General features: G+C 37.5%; 19 protein-coding genes. 11 read left to right on the top strand and 8 right to left on the bottom strand.

The features are described from left to right. Nucleotides 1–154: 154 nt before the first annotated feature. The 6 genes from ACFIJ0_RS04680 to mnhG are packed head-to-tail and all read left to right on the top strand — an operon-like array spanning nt 155 to nt 6206. The gene (locus ACFIJ0_RS04680; RefSeq protein ID WP_375644256.1) at nt 155–3076 is read left to right on the top strand and encodes a monovalent cation/H+ antiporter subunit A; all 2922 of its coding nucleotides are present in this window, start codon (nt 155–157) and stop codon (nt 3074–3076) included. Beyond that, nucleotides 3076–3417, top strand: coding sequence for a Na+/H+ antiporter subunit C (locus ACFIJ0_RS04685; RefSeq protein ID WP_375624840.1), 342 nt, complete (start codon nt 3076–3078; stop codon nt 3415–3417). The genes ACFIJ0_RS04680 and ACFIJ0_RS04685 overlap by 1 nt, the downstream gene beginning before the upstream one ends. Next, entirely contained in the window at nt 3417–5039 is a 1623-nt protein-coding gene (locus ACFIJ0_RS04690) for a monovalent cation/H+ antiporter subunit D (protein WP_375624841.1), read from the top strand. Before ACFIJ0_RS04685 ends, ACFIJ0_RS04690 begins: the two co-directional genes overlap by 1 nt. Continuing rightward, a complete protein-coding gene (locus tag ACFIJ0_RS04695; RefSeq protein WP_375624842.1) occupies nt 5036–5521 on the top strand; it encodes a Na+/H+ antiporter subunit E in 486 nt (161 codons plus the stop codon). Before ACFIJ0_RS04690 ends, ACFIJ0_RS04695 begins: the two co-directional genes overlap by 4 nt. Beyond that, nucleotides 5518–5799 (top strand): K+/H+ antiporter subunit F, encoded by a 282-nt coding sequence (locus ACFIJ0_RS04700; protein WP_375624843.1) that lies wholly within the window; start codon nt 5518–5520, stop codon nt 5797–5799. Before ACFIJ0_RS04695 ends, ACFIJ0_RS04700 begins: the two co-directional genes overlap by 4 nt. Beyond that, nucleotides 5796–6206, top strand: coding sequence for a monovalent cation/H(+) antiporter subunit G (mnhG, locus tag ACFIJ0_RS04705; protein WP_375624844.1), 411 nt, complete (start codon nt 5796–5798; stop codon nt 6204–6206). The genes ACFIJ0_RS04700 and mnhG overlap by 4 nt, the downstream gene beginning before the upstream one ends. A 16-nt stretch (nt 6207–6222) precedes the next feature. On the opposite strand, the gene ACFIJ0_RS04710 is transcribed toward mnhG, so the two are convergent. The 4 genes from ACFIJ0_RS04710 to ACFIJ0_RS04725 form a co-directional block, all read right to left on the bottom strand. Further along, the gene (locus ACFIJ0_RS04710) at nt 6223–6612 is read right to left on the bottom strand and encodes an MliC family protein (RefSeq protein ID WP_375624845.1); all 390 of its coding nucleotides are present in this window, start codon (nt 6610–6612) and stop codon (nt 6223–6225) included. Nucleotides 6613–6629: 17 nt separating this feature from the next. Beyond that, nucleotides 6630–7025 carry an MliC family protein gene (locus ACFIJ0_RS04715; RefSeq protein WP_375624846.1) on the bottom strand — a complete coding sequence of 132 codons (396 nt, stop codon included), beginning with the start codon at nt 7023–7025 and terminating at the stop codon, nt 6630–6632. Between the two features lie 418 nt (nt 7026–7443). Next, nucleotides 7444–8577, bottom strand: coding sequence for a 3-dehydroquinate synthase (aroB, locus tag ACFIJ0_RS04720; RefSeq protein ID WP_375624847.1), 1134 nt, complete (start codon nt 8575–8577; stop codon nt 7444–7446). Then, a complete protein-coding gene (locus ACFIJ0_RS04725) occupies nt 8552–9184 on the bottom strand; it encodes a shikimate kinase (protein ID WP_375624920.1) in 633 nt (210 codons plus the stop codon). Before ACFIJ0_RS04725 ends, aroB begins: the two co-directional genes overlap by 26 nt. A 97-nt stretch (nt 9185–9281) precedes the next feature. Between ACFIJ0_RS04725 and ACFIJ0_RS04730 the strand changes: the two genes are divergently transcribed. From ACFIJ0_RS04730 to ACFIJ0_RS04745, 4 genes are all read left to right on the top strand, one after another. Beyond that, nucleotides 9282–9443: a hypothetical protein gene (locus ACFIJ0_RS04730; protein ID WP_375624848.1), complete on the top strand. Its 162-nt coding sequence runs from the start codon at nt 9282–9284 to the stop codon at nt 9441–9443. A gap of 1 nt (nt 9444) precedes the next feature. After that, nucleotides 9445–10383: a site-specific tyrosine recombinase XerD gene (locus tag ACFIJ0_RS04735; protein WP_375624849.1), complete on the top strand. Its 939-nt coding sequence runs from the start codon at nt 9445–9447 to the stop codon at nt 10381–10383. Between the two features lie 78 nt (nt 10384–10461). After that, on the top strand, nt 10462–11418 hold the full coding sequence (locus ACFIJ0_RS04740) for an acetyl-CoA carboxylase carboxyltransferase subunit alpha (protein ID WP_375624850.1): 957 nt from the start codon (nt 10462–10464) through the stop codon (nt 11416–11418). Nucleotides 11419–11458: 40 nt separating this feature from the next. Continuing rightward, nucleotides 11459–12208: a L,D-transpeptidase family protein gene (locus tag ACFIJ0_RS04745; protein WP_375624851.1), complete on the top strand. Its 750-nt coding sequence runs from the start codon at nt 11459–11461 to the stop codon at nt 12206–12208. A gap of 736 nt (nt 12209–12944) precedes the next feature. On the opposite strand, the gene ACFIJ0_RS04750 is transcribed toward ACFIJ0_RS04745, so the two are convergent. The 3 genes from ACFIJ0_RS04750 to ACFIJ0_RS04760 form a co-directional block, all read right to left on the bottom strand. Next, nucleotides 12945–14006, bottom strand: a complete 1062-nt coding sequence (locus ACFIJ0_RS04750) for a CobW family GTP-binding protein (protein ID WP_375624852.1) — start codon at nt 14004–14006, stop codon at nt 12945–12947. Between the two features lie 419 nt (nt 14007–14425). Next, on the bottom strand, nt 14426–15478 hold the full coding sequence (locus ACFIJ0_RS04755) for a D-alanyl-D-alanine carboxypeptidase family protein (RefSeq protein ID WP_375624853.1): 1053 nt from the start codon (nt 15476–15478) through the stop codon (nt 14426–14428). A 693-nt stretch (nt 15479–16171) separates the two neighbouring features. Continuing rightward, entirely contained in the window at nt 16172–16978 is an 807-nt protein-coding gene (locus tag ACFIJ0_RS04760; protein WP_375624854.1) for a lysophospholipid acyltransferase family protein, read from the bottom strand. A 130-nt stretch (nt 16979–17108) separates the two neighbouring features. On the opposite strand from ACFIJ0_RS04760, the gene thiD reads away from it, so the two are divergent. Then, complete coding sequence (gene thiD, locus ACFIJ0_RS04765) at nt 17109–17963, top strand: bifunctional hydroxymethylpyrimidine kinase/phosphomethylpyrimidine kinase (protein ID WP_375624855.1); 855 nt, start codon at nt 17109–17111, stop codon at nt 17961–17963. 2023 nt (nt 17964–19986) lie between these two features. Here the strand turns inward: thiD and ACFIJ0_RS04770 are convergent. Further along, nucleotides 19987–20598 carry an N-acetyltransferase gene (locus ACFIJ0_RS04770; protein ID WP_375624856.1) on the bottom strand — a complete coding sequence of 204 codons (612 nt, stop codon included), beginning with the start codon at nt 20596–20598 and terminating at the stop codon, nt 19987–19989. Nucleotides 20599–20722 lie beyond the last annotated feature (124 nt).

Consider the following 20722-nt stretch of genomic DNA (forward strand, 5'->3'; position numbering starts at 1 on the left):
GCGCAGCATTTTTATGCAAGCATTTTTTTTGAAAAATTTAAATGCTTTTAAGTTTTATTAAATCTTATTATCATTAAGTGTGGAATGGGGGGTGAGAATATAAGTTTTTGTTTTGTCGATGACAAAATATTAAGAACAGGATGGAGCTGAAAGAATGACAACACGGGAAGCAATGTTGGTATTGCTTGTTTTGCTTCCCTTTGGTGGAAGTGCTATCATTGGCTTTTTTCGTTCGACAGCAAAAAATAATGAAGCGTGGTTTGCTGGGATTGTTGCACTTTTCTGTCTTATTTTTACAATAATGCTTTATCCGGAGGTTCGCGGAAACCACGTAGTGCGTTTAGATATTTCTTGGCTTCCAGAATGGGGGAGCGATTTGATTCTCCGTATAGATGGTTTGTCGTGGCTTTTTTGCTTGCTCATTACAGGAATTGGGCTGCTTATTGTCATTTATTCACGTTATTACATGGATCCAGCGGATTCTGTACCACGTTTTTTTTCATTTTTTTTAGCCTTTATGGGATCAATGACGGGAATAGTCTTATCAGGCAATCTTGTATTTTTGGTTGTTTTTTGGGAACTCACCAGTATTTTTTCTTTTTTGTTGATTGGCTATTGGTACCATAATGCAAGTGCGCGTGAAGGTGCGCGTATGGCTCTAACAATCACAGGTTTTGGTGGTTTTGCCCTTTTTATTGGGGTTTTATTGATTGGGTATATTGTTGGCAGTTTTGATTTGGATAAAGTGTTGCAGTCTGGAGATATGATTCGGTCAAGTTCTCTTTATCGTCTTGTCCTTATTTGTATTTTATTGGGGGGATTAACAAAAAGTGCGCAGTTTCCCTTTCATTTTTGGCTGCCCAATGCGATGGCTGCTCCAACCCCCGTATCGGCTTATTTGCATTCGGCAACCATGGTAAAAGCCGGATTGTTTTTGCTTGTTCGTTTATGGCCTGTGCTTTCTGGGACAGAATCTTGGTTTTGGCTGGTTGGCTTTTCAGGACTCTCGACGTTGCTTCTTGGTGCCTATTTTTCCATGTTTCAGCAAGATTTGAAAGGACTGCTTGCTTACTCGACTATTAGTCATCTTGGATTGATTACTACGCTTTTAAGCCTTGGTAGTCCACTTGCATGTGTTGCGGCGATCTTCCATATGGCCAATCATGTTACTTTTAAAGCTTCTTTATTTATGGCTGCTGGTATTATTGATCACGAGACGGGAACACGTGATATGCGTAAATTGTCAGGGCTTTATCGTTCTATGCCTATTACAGCAACTCTCGCTTTAGTTGCAAGTGCAGCGATGGCCGGAGTTCCTTTGTTGAATGGTTTTTTATCGAAAGAGATGTTTTTTGCTGAAGCTGTTGAAACGCATATGGAATCATGGCTCGATTGGGTTGCACCTTATGTAGCAACGCTGGCTAGTCTGTTTAGTGTAACCTATTCTATACGCTTTATTCATGGTGTTTTTTTAGGACCAAAACCTGTCAATTTACCCAAAACTCCCCATGAACCACCCCATTTCATGCGTTTACCGATGGAGCTTTTGGTGTTTATTTGTTTAGCAGTTGGTGTTTTTCCTAATTTAACAATAGGACCTATTTTAGATAACGCGGTCGTGTCTGTTTTAGGAACAATGACAATCCCTTATAGTTTGGCTGTTTGGCATGGGTTTAATACTCCATTAGTGATGAGTTTGGTTGCGTTATTAGGAGGCGGATTGCTCTATGCTGTCGGGCATCGTTATTTTTTATCCTGTGATGATGGGGCGCCTTTTTTTCGTCACTTGAATGGACCGCGTATTTTTGAACGCATTCTCGTAATTATTTCTTGGAAATGGGCGCGTGCGGTGGAATCTATTTTGTCAACACGCCGTTTGCAGATACAGTTGCACTGGATTTTTTGGGTGTGTTTTACATTTGTTGGTCTTTTACTTTGGTGCGATGGTTTCATTTCAGCAGGGACGTTACCGCTTTTTCCAGTTGATATTCCTTTTCTTGCTCTTTGGTTAGTTGGCGGATTATGTGCGCTTTTAGTTGCTTGGCAAGCAAAGTTTCATCGTCTTGCATCACTTATGTTGTCGGGGGGAGCTGGTTTGATGACTTGTGCAACCTTTTTATGGCTTTCTGCTCCTGATTTAGCAATAACACAATTAGTTGTTGAGGTTGTTACAGTCGTTTTATTATTGCTTGGTTTACGGTGGTTGCCTAAACGCTTGCATAATCCTACTCCAACGCCTGTTTGTTTTTTTGTGCGCTTGCGTCGTATCCGTGATTTCATCATAGCCCTTGTGGGTGGTGTTGGTGTAGCATGGCTCTCTTTTGCAGTGATGACACGTCCTCAAGGTACGACGATTTCTGATTTTTTTCTCACCAAGGCTTATTCTGATGCTGGTGGTCGCAATGTTGTGAATGTGTTGTTGGTTGATTTCCGTGGTTTTGATACCATGGGAGAAATTGTCGTTTTGGGTGTTGTTTCTCTTACTGTTTTTGCCCTTTTACGACGGTTTCGTCCTGCTCCTGAAAGTATTGATGCACCTTTTCAACAACGTGTTCAGAAAGCCTTTGATATGGCACAGCCTAATCGAAATGTGGGAGATACAGTATTGAATTATTTAGCTATTCCTGCTGTTATTATGGGTTGGCTCTTTCCGATTATTATCGCTTTTGCTGTTTATTTATTCATGCGAGGGCATGATCTGCCAGGAGGTGGATTTGTCGGTGGTATTACTTTGGCGATAGGATTTATTTTACAATATCTTGCACGCGATATTCGGTGGGTGGAAACGCATTTGAGAGTTTTACCTTTGCGTTGGATAGGCTTTGGCTTATTGTTGTCAGTCGTAACGGGGATGGGCTCTTGGTTTTTTGGATATCCTTTTTTAACATCCTTTTTTCGATATATTCATCTTCCGTTAATTGGAAAAGTTCCCATAGCGTCTGCTTTTTTGTTTGATTTTGGTGTGCTTTCTCTTGTGTTAGGAGCAACTGTTCTCATTTTAATTGCACTTGCACACCAGTCAATTCGGAGTTACCGAATCGGTAAGAAACCTGTTTTGAAAGAGAAGGAAAATTAATGGAAATTGTTCTTTCTTTAGGTATTGGTATTTTTGTTGGATCAGGAATTTGGCTTGTTTTGCGTCCACGCACTTTTCAGGTCATTCTTGGTTTGTCTTTGATTTCCTATGGTGTCAATCTTTTTATGTTCTCAATGAGTAGACCGCGTAGTAATGCTGCGCCAATTGTTGGTCCTAATGCTGTTATTAATCCAGCTAATTATGTCGATCCTCTCCCTCAAGCCTTGGTTTTAACTGCGATTGTGATTGGTTTTGCAACGACAGCTTTATTTTTAGTTATTCTCTTGGTTTCACGCGGTTTAACGGGTTCAGATCACGTTGATGGACGTGAGGTGCAGTGATGGAAGTAGGGGTGCACCATCTCCTTATTTTGCCTATTCTTTTGCCATTAAGTACTGGAGCTGTTCTACTTTTCTATGATGAACGGCGTTGGAAACTTAAATCATTGATTAGTCTTTTTTCGGCGGGATTGTCGGTTGTTATTGCTGTTTTATTGATTATACGTACTCTTGAAATAGCACCGGCTTGCGATGTTTATCGGCTTGGAAATTGGCCTTCTTCCTTCGGAATTGTTTTGGTTCTTGATCGTTTAAGCGCCATGATGCTTTTACTTTCAAGTTTGTTGGTGACTAGCGCACTGGTTTTTGCGCGGGCTCATTGGTACAAATCGGGTTCTCATTTTCAGTCACTGATGCAATTTTTTATGGTGGGGATAAATGGCGCTTTTTTGACCGGTGATTTATTTAATTTATTTGTATTTTTTGAAGTTATGTTAACGGCTTCCTATGGGCTTGCTTTGCATGGTTCTGGTCAGACACGCGTGCGTGCAGGGTTGCATTATGTAGTAGTTAATCTTGTTGCCTCATTACTTTTTTTAGTTGGTACAGCACTTATTTATGGAGTGACTGGTACTCTTAATATGGCCGATTTGGCTGTTAAAATAAAATACATATCGTCTACAGATATTGTTTTGTTCGAAATAGGTGTTTCACTTCTAGGTATTGCTTTTTTGCTTAAGGCTGGTATGTGGCCGCTTAATTTTTGGTTGGTGCCAACTTACAGCGCAGCAGTAGCGCCCGTTGGAGCTTCTTTTGCACTTTTGAGTAAGGTGGGTATTTATATTATTTTACGTTTAACGCTGCTATGGTTTAGTCCTGAAAGTGAATATTTTAACCATTTTGGTCATACGGTTTTGTTTTATGGTGGGCTTGCCACTATGATTTTTGGTTTTATTGGGGTATTGGCGAGCCAAGTTTTGGTACGTTTGGCAGCTTATAGTGTTCTTGTCTCTTCTGGTACATTGTTGACTGCGCTTGGGATCGGCAATGCAGCACTGACAGCAGGTGCACTTTTTTATATTGTTTCTTCAACTTTAGCATTGGGGGCTTTTTTTCTTTTGGTAGAGCTGGTTGAACGCTGTCAAGATGTGGCTGCTAATGTTCTGGCTGTCACAATGGAGGTTTATGGTGACGATGAAGAGGAGGAAGAAGATGAAGTTGGCACATATTTCCCTGTAACCTTGGCAATTCTTGGGGCTTGTTTTGGTATCTGTGCCATTTTGATTATTGGATTGCCACCTTTTTCTGGTTTTGTTGCTAAATTTATGATGTTCATGGCAGTTTTAAACCATAGTAGAGAAGATTTTTTTGCTTCTCTTCCGGTTTACCATGATTGGCTTTTTGTGGTTTTTGTCACCCTCTCTGGTTTTGCAGCTTTGATTGCACTGACACGAACGGGAATTCGAACTTTTTGGGTTTCTCTTGAAGGTCGCGTTCCCCGTGTGCAGGTGATAGAATTTGCGCCTATTACCTTTCTTCTTGCCTTGTGTTTTCTTATAACAATTGTAGCCGGTCCTGTTAGTCGTTATATGTCTGAAACTGCTAAGACTTTGTATGAACCTCAGAATTATATTGGGAGCGTTTTAACAGATTTTTCTCTCGAAAAGAGGGAGATGAATAAATGAATCGTTTGTGTCCTTCTCCTTTTTTCAGTGGTGTCATTGTCCTTATGTGGCTTATTTTAAATGGTTTTAGTTTAGGGCAATTGCTTTTAGGTATTATAACAGCTTTGTTTTGTGGTTGGATGATACGGCTTCTTGAGCCGGAGAAGGTTGCTATCAGAAGCTGGAGTGCGGTTTTTCGTCTTATTTTTCGAGTTTTGACAGATTCTATATCCTCAAATATCTCGGTGGCTTGGTTTGTTCTAACAAAAAGGTCTCGAAAACAGCAATCTGGTTTTATTGTTGTGCCTCTTCTGCTTCATAATCACACTGCTTTGGCTATTTTAGCGTGCATCCTTTCGGCAACTCCTGGAACGGCTTGGGTTGCTTATAATAGTAAAAAGGGTGAACTTTTGCTTCATGTCTTAAATTTTGAAAATGGATATGATTATCAAAGATTGATCAAACAACGGTATGAGCAATTACTTTTGGAGATTTTCTTATGAGTATGGTGATCCTTTATTGGGGACTTTTCTTTTCACAGTTTTTTTTAAGTTTGGCGGTGATCTTCGCATTGTTTCGGTTGATTCGTGGTCCACGGGCACAGGATAGAATTGTTGGTTTGGATGCTCTTTATATAACCACTGTTCTTTTGTTTCTTACATTCGATATCCGTTCAGGAACAACCATTTATTTTGTTGCGGCTCTCATTATTGGGTTGTTGGGGGCTGTTTCAAGCATCGCTTTGGCGAAATTTCTTATGCGGGGGGAGATTATTGAATGAAAGATGATGTATCGCTTGTGGTTGCTATTGCTATCACGGTTTTCTTAATATTAGGGTCTGGATTGACACTGATCGCAACGATAGGTTTGGTGCGTTTTTCCAGTTTTTATGAGCGTTTGCATATGCTTTCAGTATGTACAAGTTGGGGCGTTGGTAGCATTCTTATTTCTTCATTTCTTTATTCAATATTTGTGGACCATTATTTTGTTTTTCATGAAGTGTTGCTGATGTTTTTTTTGTTTTTAACAGCACCGGTAGCTTCCATGTTGCTCTCACATACAGCAGCTTATCGACATCATTCAGAAGAACAGTCAGAAAAACCGCTGGCTCTTTTATTACACCAGACGGAGGAAAAGTTACCTACGTCAGAAGGAACATCAAGCGATGAGAGCCAGCGCGGTTCTTGAAATGTAAGAATCTTCTTTATTCTGCGCTTTTTTCTTCTACACATGTGAGGGGCGTTGTGTGGTCTTCAGCAAGGCTATTGTAGAATGAGGCCTCGTTTCCTTTTGTCCACCAAACATATTCACCCCCTACATATTTCGCTCCAGAAGCAGAAACGACATTGGAAGCGATGATGCGATTTCCATTCCATTTGAGATCAACTAATGCAATATCATCGGTAGTGTAGTAGGTTGCTTCAACACGCTCTTTTTTTGTTTCATTGCTGCATTGATAGACAACGGTTTCTTTTTTTGGTTCTGGATCGTCTGGTACCTCAATGACTAAAGAGCCAGCAAAGGCACTCATTGAGCCAAAAAGCGATAGACTTAAAACGGCTAAAAATTGTAAATTAAAAAGAGTTTTTTTCATAATGTTTACCTGATTATTTAGAACAACAATGTTGATTCATCTTGACAGTGGATGGGGTTTTTTCTTTCTGGATCATGAAGATGATCGTAAAGTGTGACTTCGTTGTTCATTTTCCACCAAACATACCATTTTCCTTCGTATTTTTCCCCTGTGTCGGCGACTACATTTGCAGCAATGACGCGATCGCTTTTCCATTTGAAATCAACCAACGAAATATTATCAGCATTGAGATAGATTGCTTCAACGCGCTCTTTACTTGTTCCAGTATTGCACTGGTAGGTAATGGTCTCTGTTTTTGGCTCTGGATTGTCTGGTACCTCAATGATAAAAGAATGAGCTAAGCTATTGTTTGAGCTGAAGAGTGATAAACTTAAAGCGGTGAAAAATCCTAAAATATGTAAAGTTTTTTTCATAATGCTTCCCTATATTCCTATATTGCGCACAAAGAATAATTTGATTGATACGATGGTGTCTACGGCAGGATTCGAACCTGCGACCCCAGGATTCATACCACTTCGATTTTCACCGCCAGCCTTATCCGGCTGTTTGTGGTCTGGACTGTCTCTTCACCTTGAAGCTTTTAGCTCGTTAGGTGCTGCCCGTTCAGTCTCTACACCTTTCTCTCATTTGAAGAGAGACTTGGCTCGGGATTGGCATATAGTCTCCCATGAAGCTTTCCCCGAATTTGAGCAGATCCACTTTGAGGATTTCTCCTAAAAGTGCCCAATTTCTTTAGGAATCCTGTGCTCTATCCTACTGAGCTACGCAGACATCATCATACTTATTCCTTTAATAGAAGTATAAAAACGAATCAATTATATTCAATATGAATTAACGAATTTCTGCTAATTTTTGTTCCAGAAAAGTCAAAACTGCATCTGGTGAAACATTTTTTGCAATAAATGATTGGCCAAGTCCGCGTGTTAAAATGAAGGTCAAATTATTCTGTGAAACTTTTTTATCTTGGGCAATGAGAGTCATTAAAGTTTCAGCATCTGGTAGACATCCTGGGATATCCTTTAATTGTGTAGGCAAACCTATAGATTTGAAGTGTGCTTCAATACGTTGTGTAAGTGTGGGGCTTATTAAATTTAGTTGAGCAGAGAATTGATGCGCTAGAACTATTCCAATTGCTACAGCTTCACCGTGGATTAAACGCTTTGAGTTATAAGCCGTTGCTGTTTCAAGCATGTGTCCAAATGTATGTCCGAGATTTAAGAGTGCGCGCTCTCCTGTTTCGTGTTCATCACGCGCTACAATGGCAGCTTTAAATTGGCATGAACGAATAATGGCTTCTGTTCGCATAGGTCCATTGGAAAAGACTTCTTGTCCATTTTTTTCAAGCCATTCAAAGAAATCAGGCTGGTTAATGAGTCCATATTTGACTATTTCCGCGTAACCAGCACGAAATTCGCGCGATGGTAGGGTATCAAGAAGACATGTGTCAGCAATAACGCATTGCGGTTGATAAAAAGTACCAATAAGATTTTTACCATATCGGCTGTTGATGCCCGTTTTTCCACCAACGGAGGAGTCAATTTGTGCGAGAAGCGTTGTGGGCATTTGAATGAAGTTCATACCACGGCGGATTATACTTGCCGCAAATCCTCCTAGATCGCCAATGACACCACCGCCAAAAGCAATAACACAGTCGCTTCTTTCTAAACGCGCAGCAAGAATTTGATCGATGACAACTTGCAGGGTTGAAAATGATTTTGATTGTTCTCCTGCTTCTACAATAACAGGGACAGTATGAATTTTATTTTTTGTTAACTCTGCTTGTAATATTTCCAAATGAAGGGAAGCAACATTTGTATCTGTAACAAGTGCCAAGCGCGTTGGATGAGGATCTTTTTTGTTAAGAACATGTTTAATCTGTGAAGCAGCTTGTGTAATCAGACCCGAACCAATGATGATATTGTAACAGTGTTTGTTGAGTTTAACAGTGACGGTCTTTGTTTGCATGCTGGTTTTTCCTATTGTTAATTTCTGTGTATAGGTAGTGCTGTACAGATCGTATAACATTTTGTGCTACAGTATGACGGCTTTCTTTATGACTGTTAATTGTTAAATTTGCCTTTGCATAGATAGGATAACGCTGTTCCATGAGTTTTTGCATGGTTTCTTTAGGATTGGCTGTTTGAAGCAGGGGGCGTGTTGGGTGCTTCGAGACACGTTGCATGAGGATATCAAGATCGACTTTTAGCCATACGGATATACCATTTTGATGAATGGCTTTTCGGATATTTTCATTTATGTAGGCACCACCACCTGTTGCTAAAACAAGGGGACTTTTTTTTATGAGGTTTAGAATAACATTCTGTTCAAGAGCACGAAATTCTGATTCACCATAAATTTCAAAGAGTTCAGTGATTGTCATTTGCGCAGCTTTTTCAATTTCTTGGTCAGAATCATAAAAGGGTAAACGGAGCATGGTGGCGACGCGTTTTCCGATTACTGATTTGCCTGCCCCCATAAGACCAACAAGGACAAGAGCTCTTTTATCAAGGGATGATAAGAGTTGATTCTTTATTTGTGTTATGGGGATGCGTTTTGGTCGATTGCTTTTCATAACTTTATTTCGGCATTTATCCATCTTAAAGTCAATTCCTGTTAATCTTTGTGAGGCATAATACGAGATAGAATATTTTTGGGTAGGTTATTGTCTTATGCCAACATTGACCAGATTTTTGATGATTCTTTTCATTTTGCTTTCTGTTCTTTTCATTATAATGGGTGCTCTTGTGATTTGGGTTGAACCAGTAACTGTAGATATGTACATTGATGTTCCTTTGGATTCATGGAATCTTTCTATGGAAGCGAATCAATGAAATGAAAAGTGGTGCTGTGATAGATCATTTTCTTGAGATGATGAGCGCGGAGAGGGGGGCTTCATCTCATACGCTTGCGGCTTATCAGCATGATTTGCAGTGGGCACAAGATGAATTGTCTTCACACTCTGTTTCGCTTTTTTCAGCACAAAAAGAAGATTTAATTGCCCTTTTGTCGCTTATGCATACTTTTGGTTTTGCGGCATCGTCGCAAGCGCGCCGTTTATCAACTTTGCGTCAGTTTTATCAATTCCTTTATGCTGAAGGGTTGAGAGCGGATGATCCCTCTCATGATATTGATGCACCTCGTCAGGGGCGCCCTTTGCCGAAAATTATTGGTGAAGATGCGGTGACAAAATTGCTTGATTTGGCGCAGTTTGAGGTTAATCAAGCAGATTATGGATCTAAGGATTATCTGCGCGCATTGCGTCTTCTGCTATTGAGTGAAATGCTTTATGCAACAGGGTTGCGTATTAGTGAGTTGGTGAGTCTGCCGGTTCAGTCTGTTCGAAGGAAGGAGTACAGCGTTTTGGTTCGTGGTAAGGGCAAAAAAGAACGAATGGTGCTCTTATCAAAAAAAGCATGCCAAGTTCTTTCGCAGTGGTTAAATTTCCGTGATCAGGAAAAGGATGCCGCAAGTCCTTATCTTTTTCCTGCACATTCTAAGACAGGATATATTTCTCGTCAAGTCGTTGCGCGGGAGTTGAAAAATCTCGCTAGAAGAGCAGGAATAGAAAGTAATAGCTTTTCTCCCCATGTGTTGCGTCATGCTTTTGCCAGTCATCTTTTGCAAAATGGTGCCGATTTGCGTGCAGTTCAACATTTGTTAGGTCACTCTAATATTGCTACCACTCAGATTTATACCCATGTGTTGGAAGAGGGACTTTATCGTTTAGTCAATGAGCATCATCCACTTGCCGATGAGCAAAAGGCTCGTTAAAGAAAAGGTGATGTTTTTGAAAAAGACTTTATAAAGAAAATTATAAGTGTATAAGTGATACTAAATGAGTTGGTACAAATGTATAATTATCTTGATTTTGAAAAACCAGTTGCTGATCTTGATGGGAAAATTCTTGAATTAAAAAAAATTTCTCAGGAAAAAGGCAGTCTTGATATGAGTGATGAGATTGCTCGTCTTGAAGCGCGATCTCAAACAGCGTTGCGCGATATTTATAAAAAATTATCGCCGTGGCAAAAAACACAAGTCGCTCGTCATCCTGATCGTCCTCATTTTATGGACTATTCTAAACGCCTATTGAGTGATGTTACGCCTTTGGCAGGAGATCGCAAGTTTGCTGAAGATGAGGCTATTCAAGCTGGGTTTGCACGCTTTAAAGGTGAGGCCGTTGCTTATATCGGTCAAGAGAAAGGTTACGATACGCAAACACGTTTGCGCTATAATTTTGGTTCTGCACGTCCAGAAGGCTATCGTAAAGCTGTACGTATTATGGAAATGGCTGACCGCTTTGGTTTGCCACTCCTCACTTTTATTGATACAGCAGGTGCTTATCCTGGGGTAAGCGCTGAAGAACGTGGGCAAGCGGAAGCAATTGCTCAATCAACAGCTGCAACTTTGCGTTTGAAAGTTCCTGTGGTTTCCGTTGTTATTGGAGAAGGCGGTTCTGGAGGGGCGATAGCAATCGCGGCTGCCAACAAAGTTTATATGTTGGAGCACGCAATTTACTCTGTTATTTCACCAGAAGGAGCAGCTTCTATCTTATGGCGTGATCCAGCTCGTGCAAAAGATGCTGCAATGAATATGCGTATTACCGCTCAAGATTTATATCGCTTAAAGATTATTGATGGCATTATTTCGGAACCTTTAGGGGGAGCGCATCGTGGCAAAGAGATTGTCATTGATGCAACGGGTGATATTATTTCAGAGGCTTTAAAAGCTATGGCTGGAAAAGATGGGGAAGCTCTTAAACAAGAGCGAAGGGAAAAATACCTTCAAATTGGTCGATCTCTAACATAGGTTATTTTTTGTGAGGGGTGTTGGATTGGAGTTTTATTCGATGACATTTAGCAAATTCCTCGCTGTGTGTGTGTTGTTTGTAATGGGAATATTGACGGCATGTGAAGGAAGATTACCAGCTTCTATTCGTGCTAAAGTTGAGCAGCCGTTGCCACAAGAAATCCAGAATAGAATGGCTTTGTACGATATTGATCCTTATGCACCAATTGTAATGCGATTTTTCAAGGAAGAAAATCTTGCTGAAGTTTGGAAGCAATCTCGTTCAGGACCTTTTATCTTGGTTGCTCGCTATGGTATTTGCAAATGGTCTGGTAAGCTTGGACCTAAATATAGAGAAGGGGATCTTCAGACACCAGAGGGTTTTTATACTATTAGCGCAAACCAAATGAATCCTTATTCAAAATATTATCTTTCTTTTAATATAGGATTTCCTAACCTTTATGATCAGGAAAATGGTCGTACAGGAAGCAATCTTATGGTGCATGGTTCTTGCTTTTCCGCAGGTTGTTATTCTATGAGTGATAAGAACATGGCTCAGATTTATGCGTTTGCACGGGATGCTTTTAAAGGAGGACAAAGAGAGTTTCAGTTGCAGGCTTTTCCTTTCCGCATGACCGAGGATAATATGTCACGTCATAGCAATGATCCTCATTATCAATTCTGGGTTATGCTTAAGAAAGGTTATGATTTTTTTGAAAAAAATCGTCAACCTCCAACTGTTGAAGTTTATGGAAAACGTTACGTTTTTAATCGCGATATTGATAAAACTTCAGTTTCTCTAATGCAGTGAGTGTTATTGTATTCTGCTGCACCGTAAACACGATCACTTATAAATGGCGATACAGGATATGCAAAAGCTTTACGCATAAGGTGTTTAAGTGAGTAGTCAATATTTTAAAGCGCAGAGTTTTTTCATAGATTCTTATGTAGGTAAATCACATGAAGTGGTTCGCAGGTGAAGCGCATTTAGAAAGAAAACAATCTGATTACAGATTGATGAATATTAAAAATTTTTATCATAAAAATTTGATTCATAATGACAATTTATCATTTTTCAGTTTGAATTAGGGACTTAATATCATAAGATTCTTTTATCTTAAAATCTGTTTATAATGAATCAATCGAAACCATTTTTTGCACACCATAAAATTGGATTAGCATGTGAATAAACTTGAATAGGAATATATATGAAAGGTTTTTATAAATTTATAACATATTGATTATAAAGATAATTTATTATTCAACTTGAATGAGAACCCTGAATACCGTAAGATTCTTTCATTTCAAAGCTGTTCCATATTGAATCAATTAAAACCATTTGCTTGCACATTACAAGCGGGCATAGCTGCGTGGGTAAAACTGTGCAAGAAAAAACTAAAACGTTTTTTATGAGCTATATAAAGTGCCAAGAGCTGTTCAATATTGGGGATTAGCCAAGTGTGTGATGGTGCCGGTTTGCTCCTTTAAAAGCATAAAGATGGTGATGCCAATGAATTTAATGTTATATCATTGGAGGGGAGAAAAAATTAAAATTTTATTCCTGGAATGACCAGAGGATTTTCTAAGAGAGCTGTTTTGTCTGCAGTATCTATTGCTGGTTTATTAAAAAAAGCATTGAGGAGCTTTTGTATTGCTTCTTTTTCAACACCATCGGCAATGATGACAAAACGTGTTTGTTTTATTCCTTTTGGCCATGCTGATAATCTTATGGGAGGATGAAAAAATGTTTGTACCCCATGTAATACAAGTGGGCGATAAGGGTCATCACGCAATGCGATAATTGCTTTAATACGTAATAATTTTGTACCATAACAGTCTTGTAGGAGATCTAAAAAAGCTTCAATTGTAGCGTAATCAAAAGAACCGTCACAGTTTAGTGAAAAGGTACGAATGGTTTTATGGGGGGCATGATTATATGGGGTAGTCGTAAGATTTTGTTTAAGTTTTGTATTTTCTACTTTTTCATCCCATAATGTGTTATTTATTAATAGATTTGAACAGAAATCTTCAGAATGGGCGTCAATGATTTGTGCTGTAGGATTAATCGTATTAAGTGTGTTAAGGAGCGTATCTGAAAGCGTTTGTTGAGCCATAAGATCTGTTTTGGTAAGAATAATTTTATCAGCAAATATTAATTGTTTATATATTTCAGGATAGCGCTCACATATGGAAAGTGTGCTTAATGTATCAAATGTTGCAAGAACAGCATTTATGGATAATGTTTGAATAAACAACGGGTGGCTTAAAAGTATTTGTAAAATAGGGGCAGGATCAGCTACCCCTGTGGTTTCAATGATAATATGATGGAGTTGTTTGATCTGTCCTGTCTGAATGCGATTTATTAAATCAATTAATGTGTCGATGAGATCACTGCGTAAATTGCAGCATAAGCAACCATTGGCAAGCTCAATAATTCCTTCTGTCGTTTTTTCAACTAGAAGGTGGTCAATACTGATTTCGCCGAATTCATTAATGATAACAGCACATTCTGTTAAAAGAGGGTCTTGTAGCATACGGTTGAGTAAAGTTGTTTTGCCAGAGCCTAAAAAACCAGTAATAAGCGTGAGAGGGATGCGCTTTATTTTCATGTTAATCATCAACTGTGGTTTTGTTTTAAAACATATCTCAGTACGTCTAACCAATTTATAATGGTGTCCGTGAGGGATATAATGGTTAATCCCCCATGAAATCCATTGTATCACTATCTTTACGCTTATAAAGGTAAGTGCACGCGCGTATATCATACACTTTTTAGCGTCAATGTTATGATCATTCTTGGTTCTTGAAAGGATTTATAGGAGGAATTTTTATTCCTTGTTTTAATTATTTTATCTACATATTCATCTACCCTGTGACGTGCAAGAGATTGGTTTTTATTGATTCAACAAATACAAATTTGAAATGAGAGAATCTTACAATATTTGTGGTTTTGATATAAGGTACAAAATAATTAATCCTAGATTATGATTTATGGCTTTTTTATAGAATGGTTTGCACGTCTTTTATACTAACTAGGGGGCTTTCTTAGTGGCTTTACTGTTATTTTAGGTTTTTGTGGCGTACGAATGAGGTGTACTGGTAAAGGATGAGAAAAAGGAGGTGGAGCAGTGATAAAAGGTGAGGTGAGAATAATATTTCCTTGATCATCATATGAATTTGCATGCATTTTTATAGCTTCAGGTGTGCATGTTTGTTGTCTCATATTTTTGGCTTGTGTTATGTTTCTCCCATAAGGTTTTAATGTTGCTAGTGTTAATTGGGGTCTTCCTTGGTGCAAAAATCCTGTTTCAAGAAGTTGTGCAGCTTTTTCTTCTCTTTCAGTTATGTTGTTAGCACCTAGAATGACAGCAATAATTGTACGTTTATTGCGGGTGGCTGAGGCAACAAGATTAAAACCAGAGGCACAAATAAAACCTGTTTTCATACCGTCTATTCCATAAAAACGGCCAATGAGGTTGTTTGAGTTATACTGGATTTTTCGATTATTACCAAAATCAATGGCTGGAATAGAAAAATAATGAGCATATTGTGGAAATTCTCGACGTATTTGAACGGCTAAAAGAGCAATATCGCGTGCTGTGGAGTAGTTTTGAGGGTCTGGTAAACCACTTGCGTTAGCAAAATGGGTGCCAAACATGCCTAAACGTTTAGCTTCGCTATTCATTTTACGTACAAAATTTTTCTGTGAACCTGCCACAGCTTCGCTCATGGCAATGGCCAAATCATTGGTAGATTTAACCATGGTGATACTTAAGGCTGTATCAAGTGTGAGTAGAGAACCAGCTTTATAGCCTGAACGATATGAGGGAGCTTTTGCTGCATATTCGCTGATGGTGATATGTTTGTCTGGTGAAATTTCCCCTCGGCTCATGGCACGAAAGATAATATAAGCGGTCATTAATTTTGTCAAGGAAGCAGGATACCAACGCTCAAAAGCTTGATTATGTTTTAAGATATGCCCCGTTGTAACATCAACAGAAATAAAAGGCTGCGCTAGAGCAACAGCGCTGGATAAACTCAAAATCACAGAAAAAAATAAATTATAGAAGAGACGTTGCATTAATTTAAATCCAGTTCCTTCTTATTCGTTGTTTAGAATTGTTTTAATGTGGTACACAAAGCTTTTAAGTCTAGGTTAAGGAGGAAAGATGGTTAATTGCTGTATCCGTTGTGTCTCGGAGATAAAAACTAACATTCATTTTTATTTTCCCTTTGAATTTGTTTTGATGACTTAAGTATCTTAAGAAATACTTTTTAAATAATGAAGATTGTAAAAGATTTTAGATTCTTGGGGGGATTGATGTTTCTCAGGAAGGAACGAATCGGCATAGTGATGCATTTTTCTTGCTCTCCTGTTAGGACAGCCCTTGGCACTTGAGATCGTTCGTAAAAAGCATTTTAATCGTTTCTTGTATCGTTTTATTCACACAGGTATTCCCGCTTGTAATGTGCAAGCAAATGGTTTTAATTGATTCAACATGGAACAGCTTTGAAATGAGAGAATTTTACGGTATTCAGGGTTCTCATTCAAGTTGAATAACTCTAAAATATCCTTATAAATCAATATGATTTATGTTGTTTAAACGATTTTAAAGAGAAGAAGAATTTTTTCTCAAAAAAATTCACATATTGATCATTTCTTATAATGTACATGTGTTTTATAATTTTGAATTAGAAAGTTTGAAGTATCTTTCTTATATTTTTGTTCCATATACTCCGTTTAATATAGAAAGTGATGCGCTATTCTGACCAATCAGTGCATTGTTTCATGATGATTTAGTTTTTGAAGCTTCTGAACAGCGTATGGTGGCATAGGAGGAGGGGTAGGATCTTGAGCTGCTAAGAGAAGCAGTTCATCACACGCTTTTTCAGTTTTTTGGACAAGTTGATCTAGAAAATCACGTTTGCTTAAACCAGCTTCTATCGGAGGAAGAATACGGACACGAATTGTTCCGGGATAGCGGCGAAAATTGTTGCGTGGCCAATATAAACCCGCATTGTGTGCAATAGGGACAACTTGAAGTCCTAATTCATTATAGAGTGCGACAATTCCTGACTTATAATCTGGTTCTTGACCGGGTTGTCGGCGTGTCCCTTCGGGAAAAATCAAGATTTGGCGCCCTTGTTTTACTTTCTCTTTTGCTTTTTGTATAATCATTTTTAAGGCTTTTATGGGCGTTGTGCGGTTAATGGGGATAATTTGTGTTTTTGCCATATACCAGCCAAACAATGGAATCCACATCAATTCACGTTTTAAAATGAGAGTGGGATCATCAAAATAGGGAACGAGACTGAAAGTTTCCCAAGCAGATTGATGCTTTGGAGCAATGATGTAGGCTCCTTTGGGAAGATTTTCTAATCCTTCAATCTCATAACTTGTGCCTGCGATGTATTTTTGCAAAAAGAGTGTAACGCGCGCCCATGTTTTAGGGACAATCCATGCCTTTTTGCGGGGCATTAAAAAATAAACGGGAGCGTAAAGAATCATTTGTATGAAAGTTGTTGTATAAAAAGCGAACGTAAAAAGAATAGAACGAAGGATAAGCACTACATTTTCCATTTTATATCTATATGAAGACTTCATATATTAATATAATTTACATGAGAAAACATCTTCTTTATATTTTTTCAAGCATCTATTTTTTCGGTAACTCATTTTTCGATATTTAAAAACAGAAGGAAAGAGGTTGATGGAATTACAAAAAGATAAACTTTTTATTCCACGGATTTTATCTATCGCGGGAACAGATCCTTCTGGTGGCGCTGGAATGCAGGCGGATTTGAAGGTTTTTTCAGCTATGAAAACTTATGGTATGAGTGTGGTTACAGCTGTTGTTGCACAAAATACTCAGGGTGTGCGTTCTTTTCAGGCATTAGATGCTTCTTTTGTTGCAGATCAAATTGATTCTGTTTTTGAGGATATCCATGTTGATGCCGTTAAAATTGGTATGGTTGCAAATGCTCAGATTGCACAGGTTATTGCAGAACGTCTTGCTTATCATAAAACACGTTTCATTGTTTTTGATCCGGTTATGATTGCAAAAAGTGGTGATGTTCTTTTAAAGTCTGATGCAATTGAAATTATGCGTGATGTTCTTGTGCCGATGTCAACTTTGATCACGCCAAATTTGCCTGAAGCTGCACTGTTATTGGGAGGTGAAGTGCAATGGTCTTTAGAGACTATGTATCAATATGCTCCACGACTCTTGGCGCTAGGATGTCACGCAGTTTTGTTAAAAGGGGGACATTTGAATATGCTTACCAAGAATAGCACAGAAAATTACGATTGTTCTAGTCCAGATCTTTATTGTGATTGTGAAAACCTTATTATACTTGAAGCTTCTCGTCTTTCAACCACTCATGATCACGGGACAGGGTGTACCATTTCTGCCGCTATTGCAGCTTTGTTACCTACCCAACCTTTGGATTGCGCTGTTAGACAAGCAAAAGACTATTTGCATGGCGCTTTAACTGCCTCAAATGCTTTAAAAGTAGGGAAAGGGCGAGGGCCGCTTCATCATTTTTATGCATTATGGAAAGATTAATACAACAATTGATTGTGAAAAGTCTCCACTCTATGAATTTGTTTCGTCATTATATGCTGTTTTGGACTTATGACTGATAAATGTTAGCGCATTGTAGCTTAACAGTTATTTTGTCTTAAGAAGGATGAGAAAAAATGTTATAATTCGTTCTTTTGTATATTTTTTACGATTAATGTATCCTGTTTAAGAGGCAATTTTGAGTATAAACAAAGGGAGTGAGGAATTGAAAATCAGGATTTGATAGCAAAAGGGTAGAGGGAGAGACCTTTTACAAGGCGATATTAAAGCTGGCTGTTTCCGCTATATTTGCTGTTTCTTATATTTGTGGCAAAACAGGATGAGCCAAAATCGTTATCAAAATTATTGAATATATTTAACATTTACAGAGTTTTTTGTCGGCATGGGTAGGGTTTTCTAAATGGAAATTGATACTTCCTGATGGAATTATCAATGATCTTTCAGGTGATGTGGTGAATCTTTTCAGATATTACAACGTCATTATCCTCTTTTTATGGAACTGCTGGCGTTTCAGATGAGCAGCTGTGAGAACTTTCAACATTTAATACAGCAAGCTCTAGAAACTTTCACCGATTTAGAGCGATCTTTAAGGTTTTTATATTTATAGTGATTAAGTTTTAGTGAGAAGGTAGTCGATCGCACAATCGGAGATTTAATAGACCTGTAGCGTGTGGTTTAATATTTTCAAACTTGAATTTTATTCTGTCATTTAATGGATTTCATCATTAACTATTTAAAATTATTTGATTTTATTGTGTGCTATGACTGTTTAACACCTTATTTTACGTTGATTGAAGTTATGTTCCTCAATATAAAATAGTATGCTTCAAATAGAACGCACTTATATTGTTAATTAACATGTTTATTTTAAAGAGATTTCTCTCAATGTGTGTCATATCCATTTTATAATAACATACGTGAATGGTCTAAAGCCTCTACGAAGTGTATAAAGCTATTATGCTTCCCATTTTTACGTTTTTAAGGTGAAAGGGGTGTGCCCTATATTATTTTTAGCTCCCAATGTTGCGATAAGCTTTGATATTTCAGAGCGTTCATAAGAAGAATTTTTATCCCTTTCTTCAAGTGAATTTTATTGATCCGTCAATTCCGCTTGTGATGTGTAAGAAGATGATTGTGAGTGATTGAATATAGAGATTTGAAATGAGATAATCCTATGATATTTGAGACGCTTGCTCAATATAAATAATGATAAATTATCTTTATGAATCAAATTATTGATTTATTTTTGTATTGAAGATTATTCCGGATAAGAATTTGTTCAAGCACGAAGATTATCAAATGATGTGCCAGAAATCCCAAAAACGTAATTTACTCTAAATAATAGGTGAAAACAGTTTATTTCGTGTAAAAATAATACAATTAGCGTGAGAGATTTCTCATCATCAACTTTAATCTAAAAAAAGAAACAATATACATAAAGGACCTTTAAATGATCTTTGAAAGGGTTTTGAAGCTCCTTTGGTTATTGTATAAAGCTAAGATTTTTTCTATTAATTGACTAACAGACTAACCATCTAATAAATTATGATGCAACTATAGTTTTAAATATTTGCTTTCGAGTTCTTCATAAATACCATTAAAAAACAGTAAATTATAGATCATATCAAATAAAAAATTTTCACTTGTTCAACTTAGATCTGTGATAGATATCTTTTTTAAGACAATAATCCTGAAAATCATAAAAGTAAGAAAATTTGAGTGAGTCATTTGGAACAATTATATTTGTAATAACTGATTTTAGCTTTTCACTATCATTATTAAAGGAGATTGGCTAAAATTTCTTTTTTGTATAGATTGGTTTTCTATATTTGAGTTTTGCTGAAAATAATAAATTTGTTTATCGATGAAAAGAATTCATAGCTCAACGATCATGTGTTTATTGAAATAAACTTTGAATTCACCAAAATTTATAAAACCCAATTTTTTATAAATGCCAATTTCCTCGTGAGAGGCTTGCATACCAATAACATGACATTTCTTTTTTTTAATGCTCAATAGCAATTTTTTCATGAAAGTCCCTAACACCTCTTTTCTGAAAATATGAATTGGTGACAATATCATACACTCCACCAATTCCATCCGCTTTAATACAAAAACATATTGCTACAGGATTGTTATTTATATAACCAACGAACATATCTATATTAGTATCTTTTTTATAACAGCTTCCTATTGTTTCATAAAATATTACCGCCTCCTCATCAAAAGTCTCGAAGACTGATGCCATAACATTTCCATAATCTATAAAATCTTGAAGTGATTCAACTTCCTTGATTTTGAAGTTATCCAGCATAGAAGTAACATGTAAGTCTATATCTATATCTTGATCTTGAGCTAAAGCCGCCATCCATACCTTTGTTTCAACATGTTCTAAGCCAATAGATAAGAGAACTTCATTAGCTTTGTAATGAGACGAATGAGGTCCAACCCACCAAGCTAAAGGTAGTTTTTGTGCATTAAAGGAATCGATTATAGATTTTGCCTGCTCTACAGGTATAGTTTTTTGCAAATTTTTAGCATAAATAATATTGAATGTGTCTGAAGCAAATATTGAATTAACAGAAGGCACGCCATTTGAAAAATAAACAACTTTCATTTTGGTGCACAATTTTGGTAAAAACATACCTTTGAACAAAAATTATTCATCTAACGATAAGTCAATTTTTGATTTATTTAACATTTGTTTTTCTTGTCATTGCTCATCATTTCTAATTGATCTT

The sequence above is a fragment of the Bartonella sp. OC68QHHN genome (assembly GCF_042193875.1).
GTDB classification, from domain to species: Bacteria; Pseudomonadota; Alphaproteobacteria; order Rhizobiales; family Rhizobiaceae; genus Bartonella; species Bartonella grahamii_A.

Coding starts and splice junctions, on each gene's coding strand:
- ACFIJ0_RS04680 (WP_375644256.1), top strand. CDS start 155: ATGACAACACGGGAAGCAATGTTGGTATTGCTTGTTTTGCTTCCCTTT.
- ACFIJ0_RS04685 (WP_375624840.1), top strand. CDS start 3,076: ATGGAAATTGTTCTTTCTTTAGGTATTGGTATTTTTGTTGGATCAGGA.
- ACFIJ0_RS04690 (WP_375624841.1), top strand. CDS start 3,417: ATGGAAGTAGGGGTGCACCATCTCCTTATTTTGCCTATTCTTTTGCCA.
- ACFIJ0_RS04695 (WP_375624842.1), top strand. CDS start 5,036: ATGAATCGTTTGTGTCCTTCTCCTTTTTTCAGTGGTGTCATTGTCCTT.
- ACFIJ0_RS04700 (WP_375624843.1), top strand. CDS start 5,518: ATGAGTATGGTGATCCTTTATTGGGGACTTTTCTTTTCACAGTTTTTT.
- mnhG (WP_375624844.1), top strand. CDS start 5,796: ATGAAAGATGATGTATCGCTTGTGGTTGCTATTGCTATCACGGTTTTC.
- ACFIJ0_RS04710 (WP_375624845.1), bottom strand. CDS start 6,612: ATGAAAAAAACTCTTTTTAATTTACAATTTTTAGCCGTTTTAAGTCTA.
- ACFIJ0_RS04715 (WP_375624846.1), bottom strand. CDS start 7,025: ATGAAAAAAACTTTACATATTTTAGGATTTTTCACCGCTTTAAGTTTA.
- aroB (WP_375624847.1), bottom strand. CDS start 8,577: ATGCAAACAAAGACCGTCACTGTTAAACTCAACAAACACTGTTACAAT.
- ACFIJ0_RS04725 (WP_375624920.1), bottom strand. CDS start 9,184: ATGAAAAGCAATCGACCAAAACGCATCCCCATAACACAAATAAAGAAT.
- ACFIJ0_RS04730 (WP_375624848.1), top strand. CDS start 9,282: ATGCCAACATTGACCAGATTTTTGATGATTCTTTTCATTTTGCTTTCT.
- ACFIJ0_RS04735 (WP_375624849.1), top strand. CDS start 9,445: ATGAAAAGTGGTGCTGTGATAGATCATTTTCTTGAGATGATGAGCGCG.
- ACFIJ0_RS04740 (WP_375624850.1), top strand. CDS start 10,462: ATGTATAATTATCTTGATTTTGAAAAACCAGTTGCTGATCTTGATGGG.
- ACFIJ0_RS04745 (WP_375624851.1), top strand. CDS start 11,459: ATGACATTTAGCAAATTCCTCGCTGTGTGTGTGTTGTTTGTAATGGGA.
- ACFIJ0_RS04750 (WP_375624852.1), bottom strand. CDS start 14,006: ATGAAAATAAAGCGCATCCCTCTCACGCTTATTACTGGTTTTTTAGGC.
- ACFIJ0_RS04755 (WP_375624853.1), bottom strand. CDS start 15,478: ATGCAACGTCTCTTCTATAATTTATTTTTTTCTGTGATTTTGAGTTTA.
- ACFIJ0_RS04760 (WP_375624854.1), bottom strand. CDS start 16,978: ATGGAAAATGTAGTGCTTATCCTTCGTTCTATTCTTTTTACGTTCGCT.
- thiD (WP_375624855.1), top strand. CDS start 17,109: ATGGAATTACAAAAAGATAAACTTTTTATTCCACGGATTTTATCTATC.
- ACFIJ0_RS04770 (WP_375624856.1), bottom strand. CDS start 20,598: ATGAAAGTTGTTTATTTTTCAAATGGCGTGCCTTCTGTTAATTCAATA.